Origin of the sequence: Herpetosiphon sp. (assembly GCF_003512625.1) — a bacterium.
GTDB lineage: Bacteria > Chloroflexota > Chloroflexia > Chloroflexales > Herpetosiphonaceae > Herpetosiphon > Herpetosiphon aurantiacus.
This window is the reverse complement of record NZ_DOPT01000029.1, coordinates 50,532-72,312: the sequence shown is the minus strand read 5'-3', so window position 1 is coordinate 72,312 and position 21,781 is coordinate 50,532. Positions and strand designations below refer to the sequence as shown.

At 50.8% G+C, this 21,781-nt stretch carries 13 protein-coding genes; 7 read left to right on the top strand and 6 right to left on the bottom strand.

The genetic code is table 11. The features are described from left to right. Nucleotides 1-254: 254 nt before the first annotated feature. Nucleotides 255-2,720 carry a penicillin acylase family protein gene (locus DEF47_RS06865; protein ID WP_012192514.1) on the bottom strand — a complete coding sequence of 822 codons (2,466 nt, stop codon included), beginning with the start codon at nt 2,718-2,720 and terminating at the stop codon, nt 255-257. A 126-nt stretch (nt 2,721-2,846) separates the two neighbouring features. Here DEF47_RS06865 and DEF47_RS06860 point away from each other — a divergent pair, with 126 nt between their 5' ends. The 5 genes from DEF47_RS06860 (at nt 2,847) to dnaA (ending at nt 12,740) form a co-directional block, all read left to right on the top strand. Next, complete coding sequence (locus DEF47_RS06860; protein WP_012192515.1) at nt 2,847-3,143, top strand: PspC domain-containing protein; 297 nt, start codon at nt 2,847-2,849, stop codon at nt 3,141-3,143. Between the two features lie 144 nt (nt 3,144-3,287). Next, complete coding sequence (locus DEF47_RS06855; protein ID WP_012192516.1) at nt 3,288-4,292, top strand: class I SAM-dependent methyltransferase; 1,005 nt, start codon at nt 3,288-3,290, stop codon at nt 4,290-4,292. Nucleotides 4,293-4,918: 626 nt separating this feature from the next. Beyond that, on the top strand, nt 4,919-10,321 hold the full coding sequence (locus tag DEF47_RS06850; protein WP_012192517.1) for a beta strand repeat-containing protein: 5,403 nt from the start codon (nt 4,919-4,921) through the stop codon (nt 10,319-10,321). 444 nt (nt 10,322-10,765) lie between these two features. Further along, nucleotides 10,766-10,978 (top strand): zinc ribbon-containing protein, encoded by a 213-nt coding sequence (locus DEF47_RS06845; protein ID WP_041305015.1) that lies wholly within the window; start codon nt 10,766-10,768, stop codon nt 10,976-10,978. A 343-nt stretch (nt 10,979-11,321) separates the two neighbouring features. Then, on the top strand, nt 11,322-12,740 hold the full coding sequence (dnaA, locus tag DEF47_RS06840; RefSeq protein WP_012187561.1) for a chromosomal replication initiator protein DnaA: 1,419 nt from the start codon (nt 11,322-11,324) through the stop codon (nt 12,738-12,740). A 48-nt stretch (nt 12,741-12,788) separates the two neighbouring features. Here the strand turns inward: dnaA and DEF47_RS06835 are convergent, their stop codons facing one another. From DEF47_RS06835 to DEF47_RS06825, 3 genes are all read right to left on the bottom strand, one after another. Beyond that, a complete protein-coding gene (locus DEF47_RS06835) occupies nt 12,789-14,657 on the bottom strand; it encodes an APC family permease (protein ID WP_012187562.1) in 1,869 nt (622 codons plus the stop codon). 192 nt (nt 14,658-14,849) lie between these two features. Continuing rightward, on the bottom strand, nt 14,850-15,809 hold the full coding sequence (locus DEF47_RS06830) for a M28 family peptidase (protein WP_012187563.1): 960 nt from the start codon (nt 15,807-15,809) through the stop codon (nt 14,850-14,852). Continuing rightward, on the bottom strand, nt 15,806-17,005 hold the full coding sequence (locus DEF47_RS06825) for a M20 metallopeptidase family protein (RefSeq protein ID WP_012187564.1): 1,200 nt from the start codon (nt 17,003-17,005) through the stop codon (nt 15,806-15,808). The genes DEF47_RS06830 and DEF47_RS06825 overlap by 4 nt, the downstream gene beginning before the upstream one ends. Before the next feature lie 235 nt (nt 17,006-17,240). On the opposite strand from DEF47_RS06825, the gene DEF47_RS06820 reads away from it, so the two are divergent. Next, entirely contained in the window at nt 17,241-18,689 is a 1,449-nt protein-coding gene (locus tag DEF47_RS06820; protein WP_012187565.1) for a tetratricopeptide repeat protein, read from the top strand. 135 nt (nt 18,690-18,824) lie between these two features. Beyond that, on the top strand, nt 18,825-19,514 hold the full coding sequence (locus tag DEF47_RS06815; protein WP_012187566.1) for a CvpA family protein: 690 nt from the start codon (nt 18,825-18,827) through the stop codon (nt 19,512-19,514). Nucleotides 19,515-19,565: 51 nt separating this feature from the next. Here the strand turns inward: DEF47_RS06815 and DEF47_RS06810 are convergent, their stop codons facing one another. Both DEF47_RS06810 and DEF47_RS06805 read right to left on the bottom strand, forming a co-directional pair. After that, complete coding sequence (locus DEF47_RS06810) at nt 19,566-21,005, bottom strand: hypothetical protein (RefSeq protein WP_012187567.1); 1,440 nt, start codon at nt 21,003-21,005, stop codon at nt 19,566-19,568. 146 nt (nt 21,006-21,151) lie between these two features. Beyond that, complete coding sequence (locus DEF47_RS06805) at nt 21,152-21,781, bottom strand: macro domain-containing protein (protein WP_012187568.1); 630 nt, start codon at nt 21,779-21,781, stop codon at nt 21,152-21,154.

The window sequence follows — 21,781 nt, the reverse complement described above, 5'->3', positions numbered from 1 at the left end:
CTCAAGGCGGGAGACGCAGGGGGCTTTAATCCCTCTGCACCCCCTCAAGGACAATCAGAGGCAATTATGCATTCATTGATGAACCAACATTGCCGTGGTTCACAGCGAAAACCTATCCTTGAAAGTAACCCCTAGCCCCATTCCCGCCGATTAAACAAGGGGGAACCACCGTAGCATGAAGGGTGTAACTCCCCTCGCCCGCCGCAGTGGGAGAGGGGCTGGGGTGAGGGCATGCGAAAACCTTCCTTTATGTCCTAGGGTTGTAATTGTAACATCTCCACCTCGCCAGCGCTGACTGCGGCGCGGCCATAGGTCATAGGAATGTATTCGACTTTTTGCCAGCGTTCGAGCAGATCATCGTAGTGCGGCGATAGAAAATGGCCTGCTTGGCCAGGTGCATTGATCATGCGGCTATTGGCAAAATCGCCTAAATCAACAATATGCCGATAAATTGGCCCACGATCTTGATCAAATGGCTCGCCATCGGCAACATGGCCAACATTAACCGTGCTACCATCGCCAGCACTTTCAATTGCTTTGCTGAAAAAGCCCCGCAACGGCCCAATCGCATCAAGCGGGTTATGCGGGAACAAGGCAAGGTGAATTGTGCCCCAACGCCATTGCTCCATCGGTTTATCTTGCATGCGGAAGCTTAAATCTTTGAGTGCCACATCAAGCGCTTGGGTCACAATTGCATTGCAGTTTTCAGTGCTGCTAGTCGTGGTAACGTCGTCACACCAAGAGTTGTTGGGGTCTTGCAACATCGCTGGAATCGCCAAATCGATCAGTTGGCGGCGCTGACCATAGGTTTCAAGCAAACGTTCGCCCAATTCGTCGCCAACCATCGGCACGGTCAAATAATAGGTCCAAGCTTCGAAAATGCTGGCGGCTGGTTGATCGCCTGCGGTGCTGTAGTTCCAATTTTGCAGCATGGCGATGGCTTGGCGCTGTTGATCGCTGGTTGGTTGCACCAAATTTAGCAGAACTGGCAATAATTCCTCGGCATAGGTCGAATGCACATCGGCCTGAATCGCGGCCATATCGTCCATAGTTAACGTTGGTTTGGCCTCAATCAACTTGGTAATGCGTTGGGCGCGAAATGGTGTGGCCCACTCGTGGCTGAGAAAATACGGGTAACTATCGGCCACAACTTTATTATTCGCCGTCGCAATATAGCCTTGAGGCGGGTTATAGCTTTGGGGCAATTGCTCAAATGGAATAAAGCCCGTCCATTCGTAGTCGCCCGAAGCCCCATCAGCCGGCATTGTGCCATCACCATTGGCACGAATTGGAATATGGCCAGGTGCCATATAGCCAATATTGCCATCAACATCAGCAAAGACAAAATTCTGAACTGGCGCAACATAACTTTCTAAACCAGCCTGAAATTCTTGCCAATTTTGGGCTTTGTTAATCGCCAAATAGGCATTGATGGTGTTATCAGTTTGGTCGAGCGCTGTCCAGCGAAAGGCCAAGGCTTCACGTTGCGGCGCATCGGGGTCGTCGGCGTTATTGGCATTCAGCGCATCAGAAATCAATGGCCCATGGCGACTAACCCGAATCGTCAGCGGCAGATTGCCTTTATCTTTGACCCGAATCGTATCGCTAATAATCGTCAGTGGTTCGTAACTGCCCTTGAACATGGCTTGAGTGCCAGTTGGGTCGAGGGTTTCGCGATACAAATCTTGAACGTCAGGGCCAGTATTGGTCACGCCCCACGCAATCCGTTGGTTGTGGCCAACAATCACCCCAGGCAACCCGGGAATCGTCGCACCAACCGAGTGCAGATCGCCACCTTCGACCTCGGCCATATACCAAATTGAGGGCGTGCGAAAGCTCAAGTGCGGGTCGTCGGCCAATAAGGGTTTGCCTGTGGCTGATTTGCTCGGGCCGATCACCCAATTGTTCGAGCCAACACCAGCAATATTGCCACCACCGATGCCTAGGCCTTGCTCAACTCGCCGACTTAATGCCAACAATTGCTCAGCTTGGCTACCACCGCTGGGATTTGGCACAATCAGCGGGCCATCGCTCGGATAGTGGGGCACAAGATCTTTGGTTTTTTCGCTGCCCAATTTGGCAACCAATTCCATGGTCAGCAATTCGGTCGAATAATTACCGCCCAAATCCCACGACATCATTTTGGCCCAGCCCAGCACATCAGCGCCGACCCATGGCTCCGGCTCGACCCCAACTAAAGTGAACTCAGGCGAAAGTTCGCCGCCGCTGTGCTCAGCCAGAAAAGCGTTGATACCACTAACATAGGCATCAACAATCGTTTTAGCAGCCGGATCGAGCGCTACGTAAGCACTTTCAGCAGCGCGATAAACCCCAAGCGTGCGCAAAAAGCGGTCGGTTTCGACCGTGGTTTCGCCCAAAGCTTCGGAGAGCGTACCACGGGCGATGCGGCGTTGAAACTCCATTTGCCACAGCCGATCTTGAGCATGAACATAGCCCAAGGCCATCAGGGCATCGGTTTCGCTTTGGGCGTAGATATGCGGCACGCCATATTGATCGCGCAACACATCGACGGGAGCCGCGAGGCCAGCGAGGGTCAGGGTTCCTGCAGTGGTTGGCAACGAGCGGCGCAAATAGAGATAGCCGCCGCCGCTGGCCAACAGCAGCAAGAGCACAACAATTAACAAGAAGCGCAAAAACAGAATAAACCAACGCTGAAGGGGTGGACGATCACGCAATGAGCGTTTGGCAGGTGTTGCCACAGGCTGACTCCTTTGTCTAGGCATCTGAAACTTTTGCTAGGGTCATTACGTCTTACAGCCACGTCATTCGCCATAAGCGCGGCAATAGTATAAAATTAAAACGTTCTCGTGTGTTAGGAGCTACAAATGTCGTATCAATCACGTCAACTTGTTCGACCAAATGAAGGCCGGGTTCTTGCTGGCGTTTGTGCTGGGATCGCCCGCTATTTCGGGATTGATCCGCTGATTGTGCGGATTGCTCTGGTGTTTTTTGGCTTATTTGTCGGCTCAGGGATTTTAGCCTATTTGATTGGCTGGGCCTTGATTCCTGATTCTACGGGCAAGCGAGCAGGCACGCCGATTATTATCGCCTTGGTGATTTTTGGCGTACCATTTATCTGCTACTTGATCACGCTGCCATTCCAATTGCTCTTTGGCAATTAGCCTATAATCCGTTGATCAATGGCGCGGTGTTAATCCACTGCGCTATTTTAATTTAACAAGGCTTGAGCCAATTCGATCCTTAATTGTATTTCGGTTAAAATAGCATAACGCCAACGATCTGTTGACAGCAATTAAGGATGAATTATGCCAGTCGTGACTTTGACTGATCGAATAGAATGGGCAATTGTTGCTCGTGAAAGCTTGTTTGACGAACGCCATCAGGCAGGCTTGCGCTTGTTCAATGGGTTTCTTGAGGGCGAGCCGCAACTTGTGATCGACCTGTATGCGACCACAGCGGTGGTGCATAACTATGCCGACCCGCCCCAAGCAGGCGAGGCCTTGGTTGAGCAAGTGCTGGCCTGGTTGCCAACTCGCTTGCCATGGCTCGAAGCAATTTTAGTCAAAACCCGCCATAGCGATGATGAAACAGCTCAAAATGGGGTTTTGCGCTATGGCACAAGTTTGGCGACGCGCATCCGTGAGCATGGAGTTTGGTACGCGCTTGATCTGACTATGAACCGCGATGCCAGCTTGTATTTGGATACCCGCAACTTGCGCCAGTGGATTTTGGCTAATTTGGCCGATAAAACGGTGCTCAACACCTTTGCCTATACGGGAAGCTTAGGCGTGGCGGCGGTGGCGGCGGGAGCCAAACGGGTAGTACAAACCGACCGTAATCGGCGCTTTTTGAATGTGGCCAAAACCTCGCACACCCTGAATGGCTTTCCAATTCATAAACCCGATTTTCAAACTGACGATTTTTGGCTGCACATGAATAAATTCAAACGCAAAGACGAGTTGTTCGATTGTGTGATTGTTGACCCGCCGATGTTTGCTGCCACCGACCATGGGGTGGTCGATTTGACCCAAAACTACACTAAGGTGCTCAATCGAGTGCGGCCTTTGATGGAGCACAACGGCACAATTATCGCAATCAACAATGCCCTATTCTTGAGCGGCGAAGAATATCTCGCCTTGCTTGAAAAAATTTGTGCCGATGGCTACGTTGAGGTTGAACAATATATTGATATCGCTGAAGATTTTACGGGCTACCCAACAACGCGGCTTAGCAAACCAATCACCAATCCCTCACCGTTTAATCATTCGACCAAAATTGCCGTGCTCAAAACCCGCCGCCGTGGATTTTAAGTAAAGTCAAAAGGCCGAAATCAAAAGGCAAAAGTAGCGCTAACAAATAATCAAGGGAAATTTAACGCAAAGGCGCAGAGTGGGGTTTGGCTATAGGCTATATGTAATGGTTCATTCCCTCACCCCCGACCCCTCTCCCACGGCGGCGGGCGAGGGGCGTTTGTTTTGATGGTTCCCCCTCTCCTCGCTCTGCGGGAGAGGGGGGCTAAGGGGGTGAGGGAATGTCAATCGGCGGTACTCCCACCCAAATCATGGTTAACAACCTACCATGACAGCTATAGGCTATGAGATCGTTTGAAATTCCAAAAAATGTTCCTATAGCCCATAGTCATCATTACACCTCTGCGTTAAATTCCAACCGCCAAACCCCTAGCCCCTGAATCCTCGCTCTCATTTTAATAAAATTTTCCCTAGCAATTGATATAGCCTTAGAATATAATCGCTATGCACTTCCGTAGTACCCTAGTCATTTGTTACTGCTACTCTTCGTACTAACCTGCGGCATATATTAGTCATGGCAAACAAACTACGCTGAAGTTGCGCTGATCTGCTCCACCTTCATTTGGCCTCAAGAGTAATGACGCTCAGTGCAGGGTTGCTCTTTGAGAGTCTAGCAAGAGGTTTGTATGCTCCAATCCCCTGATCAAGGGCGAGCCTTGCGCATGCAGGTTCGTCGTCGTGCATTGGTGCTTAATTTGGCACTATTGTTGGCATTATTTGTTGTTCCGCTTCAACCAACAGCCGCACGCATTGCAGCACCACAGCTTCCTGAAGCCAGTTCTGCGAGTGCTCCAAGCGCTGCTTGTACGGTTACCAACACCAACGATGCTGTTTCGCCGCCAGTTGACTCGTTGCGGGCAGCCTTGGCGAATGCAGCATGTTCGCCAATCCTATTCGACCCAAGTTTGGCGGGCCAAACAATCACGTTAACTGCTGGCGAATTGACCGTTGGACGCTTGGTGGTGATCGATGGAGCCGCCGCGCCTGGCCTGAAAATCGATGGCAACAACGCCTCACGGATTTTCAATGTTAATGTCACGTCAGCCAATCTCTTAATTTACAACTTGACGTTGCAACGTGGTAAAGCGCCCAACTCGGGCATTACCAACGGCGGTGCGGTGCTTAACCAAGGTGGCACGGTTGTTATCAGCAACACTGCTGTACTTTCGAGCACTGCTGGCACCAGTGGTAACGGCGGGGGCTTGCGCAACCAACGTACCAGCGGGATCGCCGGTGTGCTCAGGGTCTACAATAGTGTGATTCGCGGCAATACTGCGCCAAATAATGGCGGTGGATTTAGCACCAGCGGCAGTATCACCACTATCGTCAATAGCGCTGTGTTGAGCAATACCGTCACCAGCACTTCGGGTGGGGTGACAGGTAGTGGTGCATTGGGATTGGGCGCAGGCATTCACCACGTTAATATTCAAAATCCTGCGGCTAACCTAACCACGGCGATCACCAATACCACGATTGCTTATAACCGTGGCAAGGCTGGGGCAGCAATCTACAACGATAATAATGGTATGATCGATGTTTACTACAGCACGATCGCCTACAACGCTGCCTCGAATAGCAGTGGTTCGGCGGTTGGTGGAGTAATCAATGGGGTTACTACCGCCGGCCAGCCGGCTTTACGCCTCAGTTTGTATAACACGATTGTTGCCAATAATACTCAACGCGCTGCCAATACCACCCTTACCAGCGCTGATCTTGGGGTTGGCACTGGTCAAACAATTACTTCAAATGGCTACAATTTGATCGAAACAGTGCCAAGTGGCGCGGTCTTTGGCGGCACAACTGCCACCAACATCACTGGCCAAGATCCAGTGTTAGGCGATGTGCTGAATAATGGTGGTGGTACGCCAACAGCAGCATTGCTGCAAAATAGCCCTGCCTACAACACTGGCGATCCTGCGCCTATTGCAGCCCCAACGACCGATCAGCGTGGGCCTGGCTTTGTGCGAGTGCGCGAAGGCCGTTTGGATATTGGCGCATTTGAAGCAACCAACAGCATCCAAACATCGCCAATTTTGGTTAGCACCAATTTGGATACTAATGATGGAGCTTGTACAACGTTCGATTGTTCGCTGCGTGAAGCGATCACTTTAGCCAATTCAACCCCGCAAACCGATACAATTCGCTTTAATTTGCTTGGCAGCGGTGTGCGCACCATCTCGCCAACGACGGCCTTGCCAGCGATTAGTGCTCCGGTGATTCTCGATGGTTTGAGCCAAGCGGGCGCTGCCTGTAATGCCCCATTGATCGAATTAAATGGTTCGTTGGCAGGAGCAAGTGCCAATGGCTTGGACGTAACAGGCGGCAGTAGCCTGATTCGTGGGTTGGTGATCAATCGTTTTGCTGGCAACGGCGTGCGTTTGGCAACCCTCGGCGGCAATACGCTCGAATGTAATTTCATCGGCAGCGATGCTTCAGGTACGGTCGATGCTGGCAATAGCTTATCGGGAGTGCGAGTCGAATCTGCCAACAACTTAATTGGCGGCAGCGGCGGTTCGAATGTGCGCAACTTGATTTCGGGCAACGATGGCGATGGCATCACGCTGGTGGCTGGCGCGAATGCAAACACCATCCAAAATAACTATATTGGTACGATGCTGAGTAGCAACGCAGCGCTTGGCAATAGCAAAAGCGGCGTGCGCATCGCCAGCGATAATAATCAAATTGGTGGCACATTTGGCACATTGGGCAACGTCATTTCGGGTAACTTCGAACATGGTGTGTTGGTCAATGTGACAGCTGCACCGTTGGGTAACCGCATTCAAGGTAACTTTATTGGTACGAACATTGGGGCAACCCTCGATGTGGGCAATACCCAGCGCGGGGTCTTTATCGACCGCACCGCCAATACCTTGGTTGGTGGCACGACGGCTGAGCGCAACGTCATTTCGGGCAACAACAGCGATGGCGTGGCAATTATCGAAGCTGGCGCTACCAACAACAAAATTTCGGGCAACTACATCGGTACCAACAACGGTGGTGGCTCAGCCTTGGGCAATAGCTCGGCTGGGGTCTATATTTTCAATGTTGGTGGTAACACGATCGGCGGTACGACCACTGCCGAACGCAACTTGATTTCAGCCAATAGCAACGGGATTGTGATTGGCGGCGGCTCGGCGATTGGTAATATCATCAAGGGCAATTACATTGGCACAACCCTGAATGGCAACGGAGCCTTAGGCAATGTCAGCGATGGCATCAAGCTCGACGGTGCACGTAACACGCAAATTGGTGGTACAACCATCGGCGAGCGCAACGTGATTTCAGGCAATGGCAATAATGGGATTAATATTTTCACCTCAAGCTCGTCGGGCAATGTGATTCAAGGCAATTACATCGGCACGAACGCCTTTATTCCGCCAGCTAGCCCAACTGGGGTCGCCAACCAATTCAATGGCGTGCGGGTCGCGGCTGGCACGAACACAACCATCGGCGGCTCGGCTCAAGGTGCTGGCAACGTGATTGCCTTCAATGCCAAAAATGGGGTGCTGATTACCCAAGGCGCAGCGGTTGCCACGACCCAACGGATTCAGCGCAATAGCATTTTCAGCAACAATCGCTTGGGCATCGATCTTGGCCCCGACAATAATGCTAACGGCGATGGCGTAACTGCCAATGATGCCAACGATAGCGATACTGGGCCAAACAATCTGCTCAACTATCCAATTGTTGAATCGACCAGCTCGGGTGGGGGCTTAACCCAAATTATTGGCTCGTATATTGGCGCAACCAATACGGCCTTGACCCTCGATTTCTATAGCCAAGGCGCGTGCGATCCAAGCAACTTTGGCGAAGGTCAAAGCTACATTGGCTCGTTTGCAATCAACACAGGCCCAACCGGAGCAATTTCTTACACCGCCAATTTGACCACGACTGTGGCACTGGGCCAACGGGTAACCGCAACCGCCGTCGATGGCAGCGGTAACACCTCGGAATTCTCACGCTGTTCATCGGTAGGCAACTTGCCCAGCGTGAGCGTCAACGATGTAACATTAACCGAAGGCAACAGCGGCATTACCCAATTCAACTTTACCCTGAGCTTATCGGCAGTTAGTCCTAATCCAGTTGTCGTCGATTATGTAACGGCTGACGATACAGCGATTGCGCCCAATGATTACACTGCAGCAAGCACAACCGCCACCATTCCAGCCAATACCTTGAGTATTCCGGTGACGATTGACGTTCACGGCGATACGCAATTTGAACTCAACGAACGCTTCTTTATCAATTTGTTGAGTGCCACCAACGCGGCAATCGGCGATGGCCAAGGCATTGGCACAATTACCAACGACGACACTGCTCCAAGCATCAGCGTGAATGAAGCAAGTGCGAATGAAGGCAGCGGCGCACCAGGCCAAGTCAATGTGCCAGTCACGCTCTCGAATGCCAGCTATTTGCCAATTAGTGTTGAATTTATCACAACTGATGGCACTGCCAACGAATCCAGCGATTACACTACGATCACTGGCACACTCAATTTTGCTCCAGGCGAAACCAGCAAAACAATTGCAATTGCCGTGGTTGGCGATTTGATCGACGAGCCAGACGAAACGATCAACGTGGCCTTGAGCAATGCCGTCAACACCACAATTAGCAATGATGAAGCAGTTGCCACGATTCTCGACGACGATGCAACGCCTGTGCTCAATGTGGCCAATGGCGAAGTAACCGAAGGCAATAGCGGCAGCGTAACCGTCACGCTCAATATCAGTTTGAGTAACCCTAGCAGTAGCGCAATCACGGTTGATTATCTGACTGTGGGAGGCTCGGCGAGTGCTGGCAGCGATTTTGCGATCAGCAGTGGTCCATTAAGCTTTGCCGCTGGTGAAACTAGTAAAACCGTCGATGTGTTTATCCAAGGCGATATGGTTGATGAAAGCGATGAGTCGTTCACGCTTGAATTGAGCAACCCAGTCAATGCAACGGTTGGGAGTGCTGGTACGGTGGTTATTCTCGACGATGATGCTGCTCCAATAATCAACTTTGTTGCGCCGCCTATGCAAGAAGGCAATAGTGGCACGCGACCATTGACGGTTAGCTTGATGCTCTCGGCAATCAGCGGCCAAGCAATTAGTGTCCAGTATGCGACCCACGACAATACAGCGCTTGGCGGCAGCGATTACACCACGATCAGCGGCACCTTGACGATTCCGGCAGGCCAGCTAACCCAAAGATTTATTGTCAATGTCAATGGTGATCTGATCGATGAAAGCAACGAAACCTTCACCGTGACGCTGAGCAATCCGCAAAATGCTAGCTTGTTGGCTCCTGATGCAGTTGCAACAATCATCGACGACGATGGTGCGCCAACGATCAATGCTGATGCCATTAACGTTACCGAAGGCGATGCCAACAGCGTTAACGCCGTATTCAACGTCAGCCTATCCAACCCTAGCGCTACCGCTGTAACCGTGAACTATTCAACTTTAGCTGGAACGGCAGCCAGTGGCACAGACTTTACACCCGCCGCTGGTACATTAAGTTTTGCGCCTGGTGAACTTAGCAAAACCGTGACCGTGGTTGTGCTTGGCGATCTCGTGGATGAGGCTGATGAGACCTTTACCCTCGTTCTGAGTAGCGCGACAGGTGGCGCAACGCTTGGCTCAAACGGCACAGCCACCATTGTTGATAACGACCCAACCCCAAGCGCTAGCTTGAGTGGTCTCAACAGCGTGGTTGAAGGCTCTGGCATCACCACAACCTTACAATTTACCGTGACGCTTTCGGCGGCGAGTGGGCGGGCTAGCAGCCTACAATTTGCCACGACAGCGGGCACGGCCAGCGCTGGTAGTGATTTTGTCGGCCAAAATTTGATGCTCAATTTTGCTGCTGGCGAAACCCAAAAGGTCGTCAGTGTGGCAATTGTCGGCGATCGGGTGAAGGAGCCAAACGAAAGCTTTAGCGTTGCCATCAGCAATCCCAGCAATCTCACGCTTGGCACAGCTACCATCAGCGTCACAATTGTTGATGATGATGAATGGCTGGTGTATATGCCGTATGTAGTGAAATAGGCACAAGCTGCCTTCACCCCAACCCCTCTCCTGCGTTCGGTGGGAGAGGGGCTTTTTATTGTTGAATGCCTTAGAGGTACAAGCGATAGCGGAACGAGATGCCAGCAGCTAGGAATTAGCAACCAGCGACCGCGAAGGCGACGAAGATCGCAAAGGTCGGGGTAAGGAAACGTAATAACATTCCAGCAGATACATATATGGGGTGCAGGGGATGAAAACCCCTGCGTTTCCCGCCTTGAGGCGGGACGGAAGGGTGGTGATTTCCAATAGATTTCGATTAACAACGAAGCGTCATGGTCGCCAAACATATTCTAGAATCTATTCTTATACGAAAGGGCTAAGAAATCCACAAATGTTCTTGATTTGTCATCTTCATGGGTCGCCTTCGGCAGCGTGGCTGGCTATAGTAAAAGCAGCAACGCCACATGCCGAAGGAGGCATTTAATGAAGCTGTTCAAACCGAAAATGATTAATACCGCGCAATATGAAGATGTAAGCGATTTCGCTAGCGAGGCCTTGATCTGCAAAAAATGTAATCATGAAATGCAAATTTCTGGCCCATTGCCGCACAATGCCAAGTGTCATGTTTGTGGCTCAACCAACCTTATGCGGCGCAATAATTCCAAGCGCAGCAAAAATGACCAACGTGCTGCTTAAATCAATCCGATCAATGGAGACTGCAAGGTCTCCATTTTTGTGGAGTTTTCCACAGCATTCCACTAGCTATCAACATCCTATCCCAAGCGTTAAATCCATACGTTTAGCGGATTCTAATCAGCAAAATAAGGTATTTGGCAATTGCCCGATGCTAGTTTTCCACATATCCACACCTTGGCTTATACACATCGGGTTCGCAACGCTGTGCTGAGTTTGCCAAGAAACACTACTATCCGCTATCATGCAAGCTACATTTTGCCTACATCGATACAACGACTCTCCTGTGGGCTGATGAACTCAACGGCGAGTTGGACGACCCACCAGCACAGAGGAGCTTTTGGCTTTGGATACAAAACAGATTTGGTTTACTACGCTCGGAACATTGCAAAACCAAATACTTCGCTATGATTACGATACATGGCTTAAAACCACAGCATTGGTCTCGGTAGCCAACGATTTGGCGGTGATTGGTGCGCCCAATGTCACCACCAAACAAGTGATCGAAGATCGTTTTATGAGTGTGTTGCGCCGTGCTTTAGGCGAGGTTTTGGGCTATCAAGTTAATGTACGAGTGATTATCAGTAGCGCTACGCCAGCTCCAAGCGAGCCAGTTGCCGTAACTCCAAGCGAGCCAAGCCCAACAACTGAGGTGGCCGAGCCAAGTTTTGCCAGTTTCAATCAGGCTGCGCCAATGCTCAACCAACTGCCGTTGGGCGATCCCAATCGCTCGTCAGTGCTCAACCCACGCTATACGTTTTCCTCGTTCATCGTTGGGACATCCAATCGTTTGGCCCATGCTGCCTGTATGGCAGTAGCCGAACACCCTGCCCAAGCCTATAATCCGCTCTTTTTATATGGTGGAGTGGGGCTGGGCAAAACCCACTTGTTGCAGGCGATTGGCAACTATGCGCTTGATCGAAATCCTGAAGTGAATGTGCTCTATGTGTCGTCGGAGAAATTCACCAACGATTTGATCAACGCCATCCGTCGCCAACAAACCGAAGAATTTCGCATTCGCTACCGCAATATTGATATTTTGCTGATCGACGATATTCAGTTTATCGCGGGCAAAGAAGGTACGCAGGAAGAATTTTTCCATACCTTCAATACCTTGCATGGCGCGGGCAAACAAATTGTGCTCAGCTCAGATCGCCCGCCAAAAGCGATTTTGACCCTTGAGGAGCGTTTACGTTCACGCTTTGAATGGGGCTTGATTGTCGATGTGCAAAACCCAGATCTCGAAACCCGCACGGCGATTTTGCGAGCCAAAGGCGAGACCTTACAAGTGCCTGTTTCCTCAGAGGTGATCGACTTCTTGGCTCAACGAATTCAAAGCAATATTCGCGAACTTGAGGGCTGTTTGAATCGGGTGATCGCTTATGCTAATCTCAATCGCACGCCAGTTACGGTTGAAGTTGCTTCGGCAGCCTTGGCCGATTTGCTCGATACCAGTCGGCGCAAACGGGTAACGGCTGATGATATTTTTCGCGAAGTTTCACAACATTATGGCATCGATCAACGGGCAATTCGGGGGCGAGGCCGTTCGCGCAATGTGGTGTTGCCGCGCCAAGTGGTGATGTATTTGCTGCGCGAAGAGACCGATGCCTCGCTGGTTGAAATTGGCGAGTTGCTTGGTGGCCGCGACCATACCACCGTCATGCATGGTTACAACAAAATTACCGATGACCTCACCAGCGATGCCCGTTTGCGCAACGATATTACCTCGCTGCGCCAACGGCTCTACGGCGAAAACGCCCGTTGAGCTTATAACGGCCTCGCTTTACAACTATGGGCTAGGCCGTTATTGTGATTAATGTTCCAAATACCAAGGAACATTAATCACAATAATTTGGGCATTACCGCCAAAAAACAAACGGGCTTTTAAAACCATTCCCCGTTGTTTATGCAGTAAATAGTAATACCAGCGATTTTCAGCTAGTTCTGAGATAATTACAGCAATTTGGCGGTTAGGGTTGGCCTCACGTAAATCAAGAATAAAGCGCATTAATGGCCCGAACAACTGCCGATATGGCGATTCGATTAATTCAAAATGTGGTTGAGCCAACCCTGCCTCCTGAATTGGCTTAAGTACAATTTGTTCCCATTGTTCTCGTTTCGTTGCTGCTTCTTCAGCAGTACTTATCTGAACAGCATAGATATCAGGTGATATTTTTAATGCAAAGCGTAGTGCCTTATGGGCCATTTTATTCCAACCACCAAACGGAATAACCACAATCGGGGCGGTTAAATTGCTGGTATCTAAGGCAATATTCAGCTGTACTTGTTGGGCTACTTGCTGATAGTGTCGTCGTACCGCGAGAAATAAACCAACTAATGCTGGCAAGATGACTAAGGTAATCCATGCACCAGTCGCAAATTTTGCGACTAAAATAACGATCAAGGTTATGCCGGTTGAGACTGCACCGACTCCATTAATCAACATATTGCGTCGGGCGTTGAGGCCACCATGCTTAAACCAGTGCAGCACCATTCCGGTTTGGGAAAGCGTGAATGCTAAAAAGGCTCCCACCGCAAATAATGGAATCAAATGGTCAGTAATCCCCCCAAAGATGATCAAGATAATCCCAGCAAAACTCGCTAGGACTATAATCCCGATGCTATAAACTAAACGTCGTCCGCGTGAGGCAAAAGCATGGGGTAGAAAATGATCGTGGGCAAGAATCCGACAGAGCCGTGGGAAATCGGCAAACCCTGTATTGGCTGACAAAGCGAGGACTGCTAAAGTAGAGCCAATTGTTAGAGTATAGAGGATGCCTTGCCCGCTCACGGCAGCGACAAGTTGCGATAAAACGCTCTGATAGCCAGCCTTGCCTGGTTCGGTCGCCCCAATTTGATACGATTTAGCCAGCCAAGCAATGCCTGCAAGCATCACCATCAATGTTCCAATGATAATTGTTAAGGTGCGGCGAGCATAATGGGTCGCTGGTTGACGGAAGGCACTTACCCCATTACTTACCGCTTCAACCCCGGTCATGGCAGTACAACCACTAGCAAAGGCTTGAATTAGGAGCCACCAGCTCAAGGTTGTCATGGTTGATGGTTGTGGCGCAGGAGCAATTTTAGCGATTGGCTTACCGCCACTCATGATTACAAAATAAGCTCCCATGGCTAAGATAATCAACATACAAGCAATGAATAGATAGGTAGGGATCACAAATGCTAGCCCTGATTCACGAACACCTCGCAGGTTGACAATCGTTATTAACCCTAAAATTAATAAACAGAGTGGGAGCATATAGGGTTGTAGTTTTGGAATTGCCGAAACGAGTGCACCTACGCCAGCCGAAATACCAACTGCTACAACAAGAATATAATCGAGTAAAAGCGCGGCGGCGGCGATGAGGCCAGGAATAACTCCTAAATTTTCATGGGCAACCGTATAGGAGCCGCCACCATTTGGATAGGCTGTGATTGTTTGGCGATAGGATAGAAAAACGATTCCCAGTAATACGATGATAATTGCAACGAGCGGCGTTATGGCATTAATGCCCAGCAAACCCAATGGTAGTAAGATCGTTAAAGCTGCCTCAGGGCCATAGGCTGCCGAGGCTAGCGCATCTAACCCTAACATGGGAATCCCTGCTACAACACCAACTCGTTGATGTTCCTCATCCTCATTTGCCAGTGGCCGCCCAAAAAGTAGATCCAAAACGCTCATAGTAAGAACCCTTATATTGAAATGAGTTATAGCCAATTTGAAACTCGTCTGTTAGCTTAGCATAGGTATCTATAAGCGTAGATCAAGAAAACATCAAGATTAATCGAGGAGTTGCAGCGATGCGTGTTATGAGGTTAGGGAAGGTTTACGTGTCAGCACCGATCATTCATTGATGCTGACACGCGAGATGGTTTACTGCTTGGTGAGCCACTCTTCGAGCGTGCGACCGACTGCTTCTAGTGCCGAGGCACTGAGCTTATCGATCGTATCGCTGGTGGTGTGCCAATGCGGGTAATCGAAGTCGATTAGGTCGGCGGCGCTAAAGCCGCGTTGCAAGAAGGCGGTATGATCATCAAGAATATGGTGTTTGGTTTCCGAAATGAAGGTGGTATAACCCAAATCGGCGGCTTGTTGCCAAATTTCGGCCCGTAAAGCCGGCGTTGAGCTTTGCTCCAGGTAGACCTGTTGATCAGCATCGCCAATCATATCGACGATCACCACAGCTTTGGGCGTGGTTTCGAGCTTGGGAGCTAGGTCGATTGAGCCAAGCGTCCAGTTCCATGTGCCAATCCCACCATTATCCTCGGCATCGAAAAACACCAACCAAACTTCCTCGTTGAGCCGTTCGGGCTTGAGTACCCGCGCCAATTCCAGCAGCACCGCAACGCCGCTGGCTCCATCGTTGGCAGCTGGTACGGGCTGCATCCGCTTGGTTGGGTCGGGATCATTATCTGCGTAACGGCGAGCATCGTAGTGCGCCCCAAGCAAGACCAATGGTCCAGTGCCACGGCGGGCGATAATATTGCGGCCTTTTTTATTTTCGGGCACGTTGAAAAATTGTTCTTCAACATCCCAGCCATATTCCAACAAAGTCTGTACAATCCAATCGCCGTTAGCTTGCCAGCCTGGTGTGCCCGTATCGCGCGGAATCCATTGCATTTGAACTTTGGCAAATTCCATGGCGTTGGCCCCGTTGAATTGGGGGCTTTCGGTTAGGCTAGGCTTGGGCAAGGGCACAATCGTCGGCGCACTCGTGGCGGCAACTGTTTGAACTGGATTGGCAACAGGTGTTCCAGTCGTTGCACCACAGCCAGTTAGGCTGATGATCAGGCCAAGTTGCAGCAAGCGTTGGAACCAAAGGCGTTGGATCATTCGTTGCTCCCGTTGAGATAGCGGGTTGCGGCTTCACATAAAATGGCAACGCCCAAGGGCAATACGCCTTCATCGAAGCTAAATGCTGGGTGATGATGCGGATGTGCGCCCAACTCGCGCTCAAGGGTTTGCCCGCCCAAGAAGAAATAGCAGCCAGGCACTTCATTCAACAGCACCGACATATCTTCTGAACCCATGGTGCGCACGCTGTCATCGACGTTCTCCGCGCCCAAAATCGCTTCAGCTGCACCACGTACCAAGGCGGTTGCCGCAGGGTCGCAGATGGTTGCTGGGCACATTTCATCGTATTTGAGGGTAGCGGTTGCGCCAAAGGTTGCCGCCACGCCTTGCACTACTTCATGCACTCGTTGTTTCAAGCGCTCGCGAGCTTCGGGGTCATAGCTGCGAATTGTGCCAGTTAGAGTGGCGTTGTGGGCGATGATATTATGAGCTGTGCCAGCTTGTACCGAACCAACCGAAAGCACTGCGGGCTGTTCAGGGTGAACGTTGCGGCTAACGATTGAATGCAACGCAACGACCATATGTGAAGCCACCAAAACCGAATCGACGGTAGTTTCAGGCTGAGCGCCGTGGCCACCTTTGCCAGTAATTTCCACGATAAAGGTATCGGCAGAAGCCATAATTGGCCCTGAACGCACATTGGCTTTACCCAAGGGCATGGGTGCCCAAATATGCAAACCAAGCGAAATATCAGGCCGTGGATTTTGCATCGCGCCTGCTTCGACCATCTTTTGAGCGCCGCCGCCGCCTTCTTCGGCAGGCTGGAATAGCAATTTAATCCCACCTGTGCCAAGCGCTTCGCGATTTTGCATCAGGGCTGCGGCCACGCCTAAGCCGATCGCAACATGGCCATCATGGCCACAAGCATGCATTTTGCCGTCGATGGTTGAGCGGTAATCGACATCGTTTTGCTCGTGGATTGGCAAGGCATCCATGTCGAAGCGCAACATGGCAACTTTGCCGCCTGGCTGAGCCGGAATATGGCCTAAAACGCCGGTGGTGGCAACCCCCTCGGTAACCTCGTAGCCTAACTCACGCAAACGATCAGCCACAATTTTGGCGGTACGAAACTCCTCGAAGCCAAGTTCAGGATGCTGGTGTAAATCGCGGCGATCAGTGATCAATTGCTCGACCAACGTGTGAGCAACATACCGAAAATCTGGACGACTAGCCATAGACAACTCCTTTAATTGTGAGCTTGCGCCGAAAAGACCACTACTGTCATGCTACACAGATTTTGATCTTTGACAAAAGCTGAGATTGGCAAAAAATCACCCCTAACTCTTAACAATAGGCTTTGCCCGCATCTAAGGCGTGTGATACAATAACGCCCAATACCGTTGTATCCCTCTCTTATGGCACAAATTGTGCGCTAGTGCCTGGAACAATACGTGCAGGCAAGGAGACCGCATGGCAGACAAAGAGAGCATCCTGCAGCTCGGTATCGAAGCTGCGCGTGCGGGTGACAAAGAAGAGGCGCGGAAGCTTTTCCGTTTGCTGACCCGCGAAACACCCTACGACCCTCAAGCATGGTTGTGGTTGGCTGGTGTTGCCGAGGATCGCGAAGAAAAGCGTGCTGCGCTGGAGAAAGTCACCGAACTTGATCCGTCGAATGAATTGGCTCGTCAAGGTTTAGATGCGTTGGGTGGTCCTGCGGCTAAGTCTGCTGCTCCAACCCCACCGCCTGCTCCAGAACCTGCACCAGTTTTTGTGGAGCCAGCAACCACTACCGCATTTGATGATTTTGATGTCGATTGGGGTCAACCAAGCCCCCGCAACGTTGAGCCAACTCCTGCGCCTGCTGCCAAAAAAGCGGAGCCTGCGCGTACCCGCGAACTAACGCCAGACGAAGAATTTGCCATGTCGTTGGATTCACTGGGTAGCTATTCTAATGCGATGAGTGATCGCCAAAAGAGTAGCGGCGGCGATTCATCGGTCGATTTCGATATTCCCGATTTTGGCGATGACTTGGATCTCGATGCTTACATGAATCGTGAACGCGTCGATATTTCGACTATCGAAGTTAAGCCCGAAGAAGCCAAAAAACCAGTGCGCCGCTCGCCAACCTTGTCGGCAGCAACCGCTGAAAGCAATAATGTTACGCCCAAAGGTGGCAAGCGCAAGACGACCGAAGGTTCGGCTACCTTGAAACGCGCCTTGATTGGGATCTTCATTATGGTGGTGTTTGTCTTTATTTTGTGGCAAGTCTTTGGCTCGAAAGGCGATCAAGGTCCAGTTGCGGGGCGTAGTACCGCCGAGCCAACCGTTATAGGTGGCCCAACTAGCCCGATCTCGCCAACAGTTGATTTGGCGTTGGCAACCCCGATTGTCGAGCCAACCATCGACCCGAATGCACCACCACCAATCGAGGTTGTGCCAACGGTTGATCCAAATGCCTTCCCAGTTGATCAACAATTGGGTAGTGCTCAACCAGCCTTCTTGCCTTCGGATGGTACGATTCCTTTGAATATTGATGGCTGGTTCTTCAACTATGCTGGTGGTAATTTGATTGCCGATGGCAATGCGATTAATCTCCAGCCTCAAGGGCGCTGGGTGGCAGTACGCTTGTTGATGGCCGATACCTTCGGCGGTCGCACGATTCCTGCCGATTTGGTGGTCTTGAAGGATGCCCAAGGGCGGGTTTATCGCGCCAATCTTGATGCTTCCGAAGCGGTTACCAATGTCTATCCCGATTTTGTCAACCGTGGTTTCCCCTACATCAACCAAAAACAAACCGCACCTGGTGGCAACTTCACCATTGCCTTGGTGTTTGATGTAGCACCTGATGCCACCGATTTGGTGTTGTTTAGCCCGCAATACCTCGACCAAGGCTACTACGTTCGCGGCAACTCACAATAACCAAATATCCAATCAAATTGGTTGTTTGCAAGCGATCTTTCGAGTTTCGAAAGGTCGCTTGTTAGTTGTGCGGATCAAGCAAGGGCTGTGCTATCATAGCTCGTAGCAAAACCATCAGCACAAAGGAAGGTTGTTGTGGGTCTAGTCTTCAATGTATTGTTGCTGGGTATCCCGCTGGGCTTAACTGTTTTGGGCGCGAGCCGTGGAATTCAGCGCGAGGCCATGACATTAATTGGCATTTTGTTGGGAGCCTTGTTGGCCGAATTGTGGGGGCCAATTTGGGGGCCGAATAATGCAACCCGCTTTAATCAAGATATTGCCAATACTACCGCTTGGATTTCGATTATTCTCTTGCTGGTTTGTACGATTTTCATTGGCTATGGCGGAGCATTGCTGCTGCCTTCGCGCAAGCAACTGGCCCAAGGCCGCTCACGCTGGTTTGGTGCTGGTGCTGGCTTGTTCAATGGGGTCTTGCTGCTCAGCCTGATTTTGCGCTATGGCAATGTTTACAACAATGACCTTCGGATTAGTGACTGGGTTGCGAGTAGCCGTGTAGCCATGCTGTTTATTGAGCGCTTCCCAACGATGTTGCTGATTGGGATTGTGACGATTGCCTTGCTGGTAAATCTGCGTTTATTGCAGCGCTTAATCTATAAAATTCATGGTAAGGATACTAAACCAGAAGAAAAGAAGAAGGCCGAGGAAAAACCTGCTGCCCCACCCCCACCACCAGAGCCAAAGCCCCCAGCTCCCGATACGGTCAACAACCCGATTTTGCGCGATTTGATTTTGGCTGAGATTAAAAAAGATAAACCACCAGCCTAAAAAGACAACAATGGCCGAAGTAACTTCGGCCATTATTGGTTAACCTGAAAGTTAGTAGTTGTTCATAGCGGCTGGCAAGAAGACCTGTTGGGTGTAGAGGAAGTCGATCTTCGCACCACACAAGGCATATTCACTGCTTGCCGACGACGCATCCCACACCAAGGCAAAGCCTTTTTCGGCGTTTTCAATTGGATAATTGATGTTGACGGCGTTCTGAGTACCCGTTCCCATCACTGGTACACTGGTGATTGACGTAAAATCGCCGCTGCCAACAAAGCTGTAGAGGTTGAGGGTTGGGCCTGCCGCAGCATTCTTGTAGTAGAAGGTGACGCGGGCAGCCTTGGCTCCTTCGGGCGCAGTTACATTGGTGGTCAAATCTTCAACTTCGTTGCTTACATTGACACAACCATTGGCATCGCTCGTGTAGCTGACATTCGAGCGGCGGGGCACGAAGGTGCTCCCAGTGATGAAGCGGCTATCTTGGGTTGGCTTAGCGCTGGGGTTGGTATATTGGAAACGCACCCCACACAAGCGAATTTGGTTGCTCAACACCCCACCAAAATCGGCCAAAACGCTCAACGATTCGCTGCTTTCGTTAACCGTGTAATTCAACGATTGATCAGCATTCACCACCGCTGTATTCGACACCGGGCTGGTGAGGGTGGCCAGAGTATTGGTCACGCCTTGGCCATTTGAGGCAATTAATTTGACCGTGAGATCAGCGTTATTGACATCGCGGAAATAGCTGCGTACCGCCGTTAGTTGGCTGCCTTGAGGCAAATCCACATCGGCATTGAGCGTGCGCCCGTTGATTTTGACAAAGGTACAGCCAGCCCCAGCATAGCCGTGTTCGGTGCTAGAGTTGGTGTTGACCAAGGTGCTGCCAACGATAAACAGATAATCAGTCGATGGACGTGGTTCGGCTGGCGCGGTGTAGGCGATCCGCACACCACATAATTGCATGGCCGCATTGGTTACGCGGGGAAACCACTCTAAGAACAAGCCACGGGTTTGCATATTGACCACATACGGGGCATAGAGTGCACCCATTGGGGCGTAGGTGTTGGTCAGGCCTACCGAGCTTGAAATTTCGACCGTGATCAATTCGCGGGGAGTAACCATATCGCTGTCGTTGAGGGTCAACTCAGCTTTGGTTTGCGTCGTGCTGGTATCATAGAGATAGTAATCCAAGCCCAAGATCGTTGCGCCATTGGGCACGGCAACTGGGGCGGTAAACTCGCCACTGCTGGTGGCATAAATACAACCAGTTGGTTGATTATTAACGTTACGAGTGGTTTCAAACGCCGTGGTTGAGTCGCGGGTTTGAAACGAACTGCCGGCAATCCATAGATACTGAGTATCGTTGGGAGTGGCAGGAGCTTGGGTTTGGGCTGGGCTAACGTGTGCCCGAGCTACAAAAACGGGGCCAACGAGGAACAACATTGCCAATAGAACAATGGCGAGACGGAATGAAGCGCGGATTCGCGACATTGCTACTTCCTTTCCAAGAACTACGAATAGCGGTCGTAAAGATTAGCCCTATGCTAGCATAAAGAGATTAAAAAAGAAAACTTTTGAGGGAACCCGCATGGGTGTTTTTTCGGGTGATTTGCGCTCATCCTTGGTGAGGATTCAGCTTATTCTGCGCGTTGTAAATCGCGTGGATCAGCCCCATACAGCCATTGATGCTGGGCTTGGGCTTCCCACCAACTGCTCGGAAATGTTGAGTTTGTCCCATTAACGGCTTCAATCGCGGCGCGAATTTGGCGGGCACAAATTGCTGGCTCAACCCGCCCAACTCCAGTGCCCAAGCCTGGAATCGCCACGGTTTTAACCACATCAGCAATTGCTTGGCCATCAGCTAAACGTCCATGCTTGATCAGCAGCAAAACTGCACGGCAGGCCAAATAGGGATTGACTGTGCCACGCAAAATCATGGGCACACGCATGGTTGGGGCGGCAATCACATAGGGAATTTTGGCATGATCGGTTGGCACAAGCGCTGCATTGCCAATCAACAACTCACCAAAATGGGCTTGTTGAATAATTGTTTGCAAACGTTCTTGCACATGCCAGCCAAAAAAACGACTATAGAGCATATCGATGCCGCCATCCATAAAACCAAAACTGTTGGCGGGGCTAACCACGGCATCAGTCGCGCAATCGAGAATTGAGCCATGCTGAATGCTGACATTCGGCAAATCGCCACAAATGTGCTGCCATGCGGCGACCATGGCTGGTTGAACATCGGCCAGAATGATCTGCAT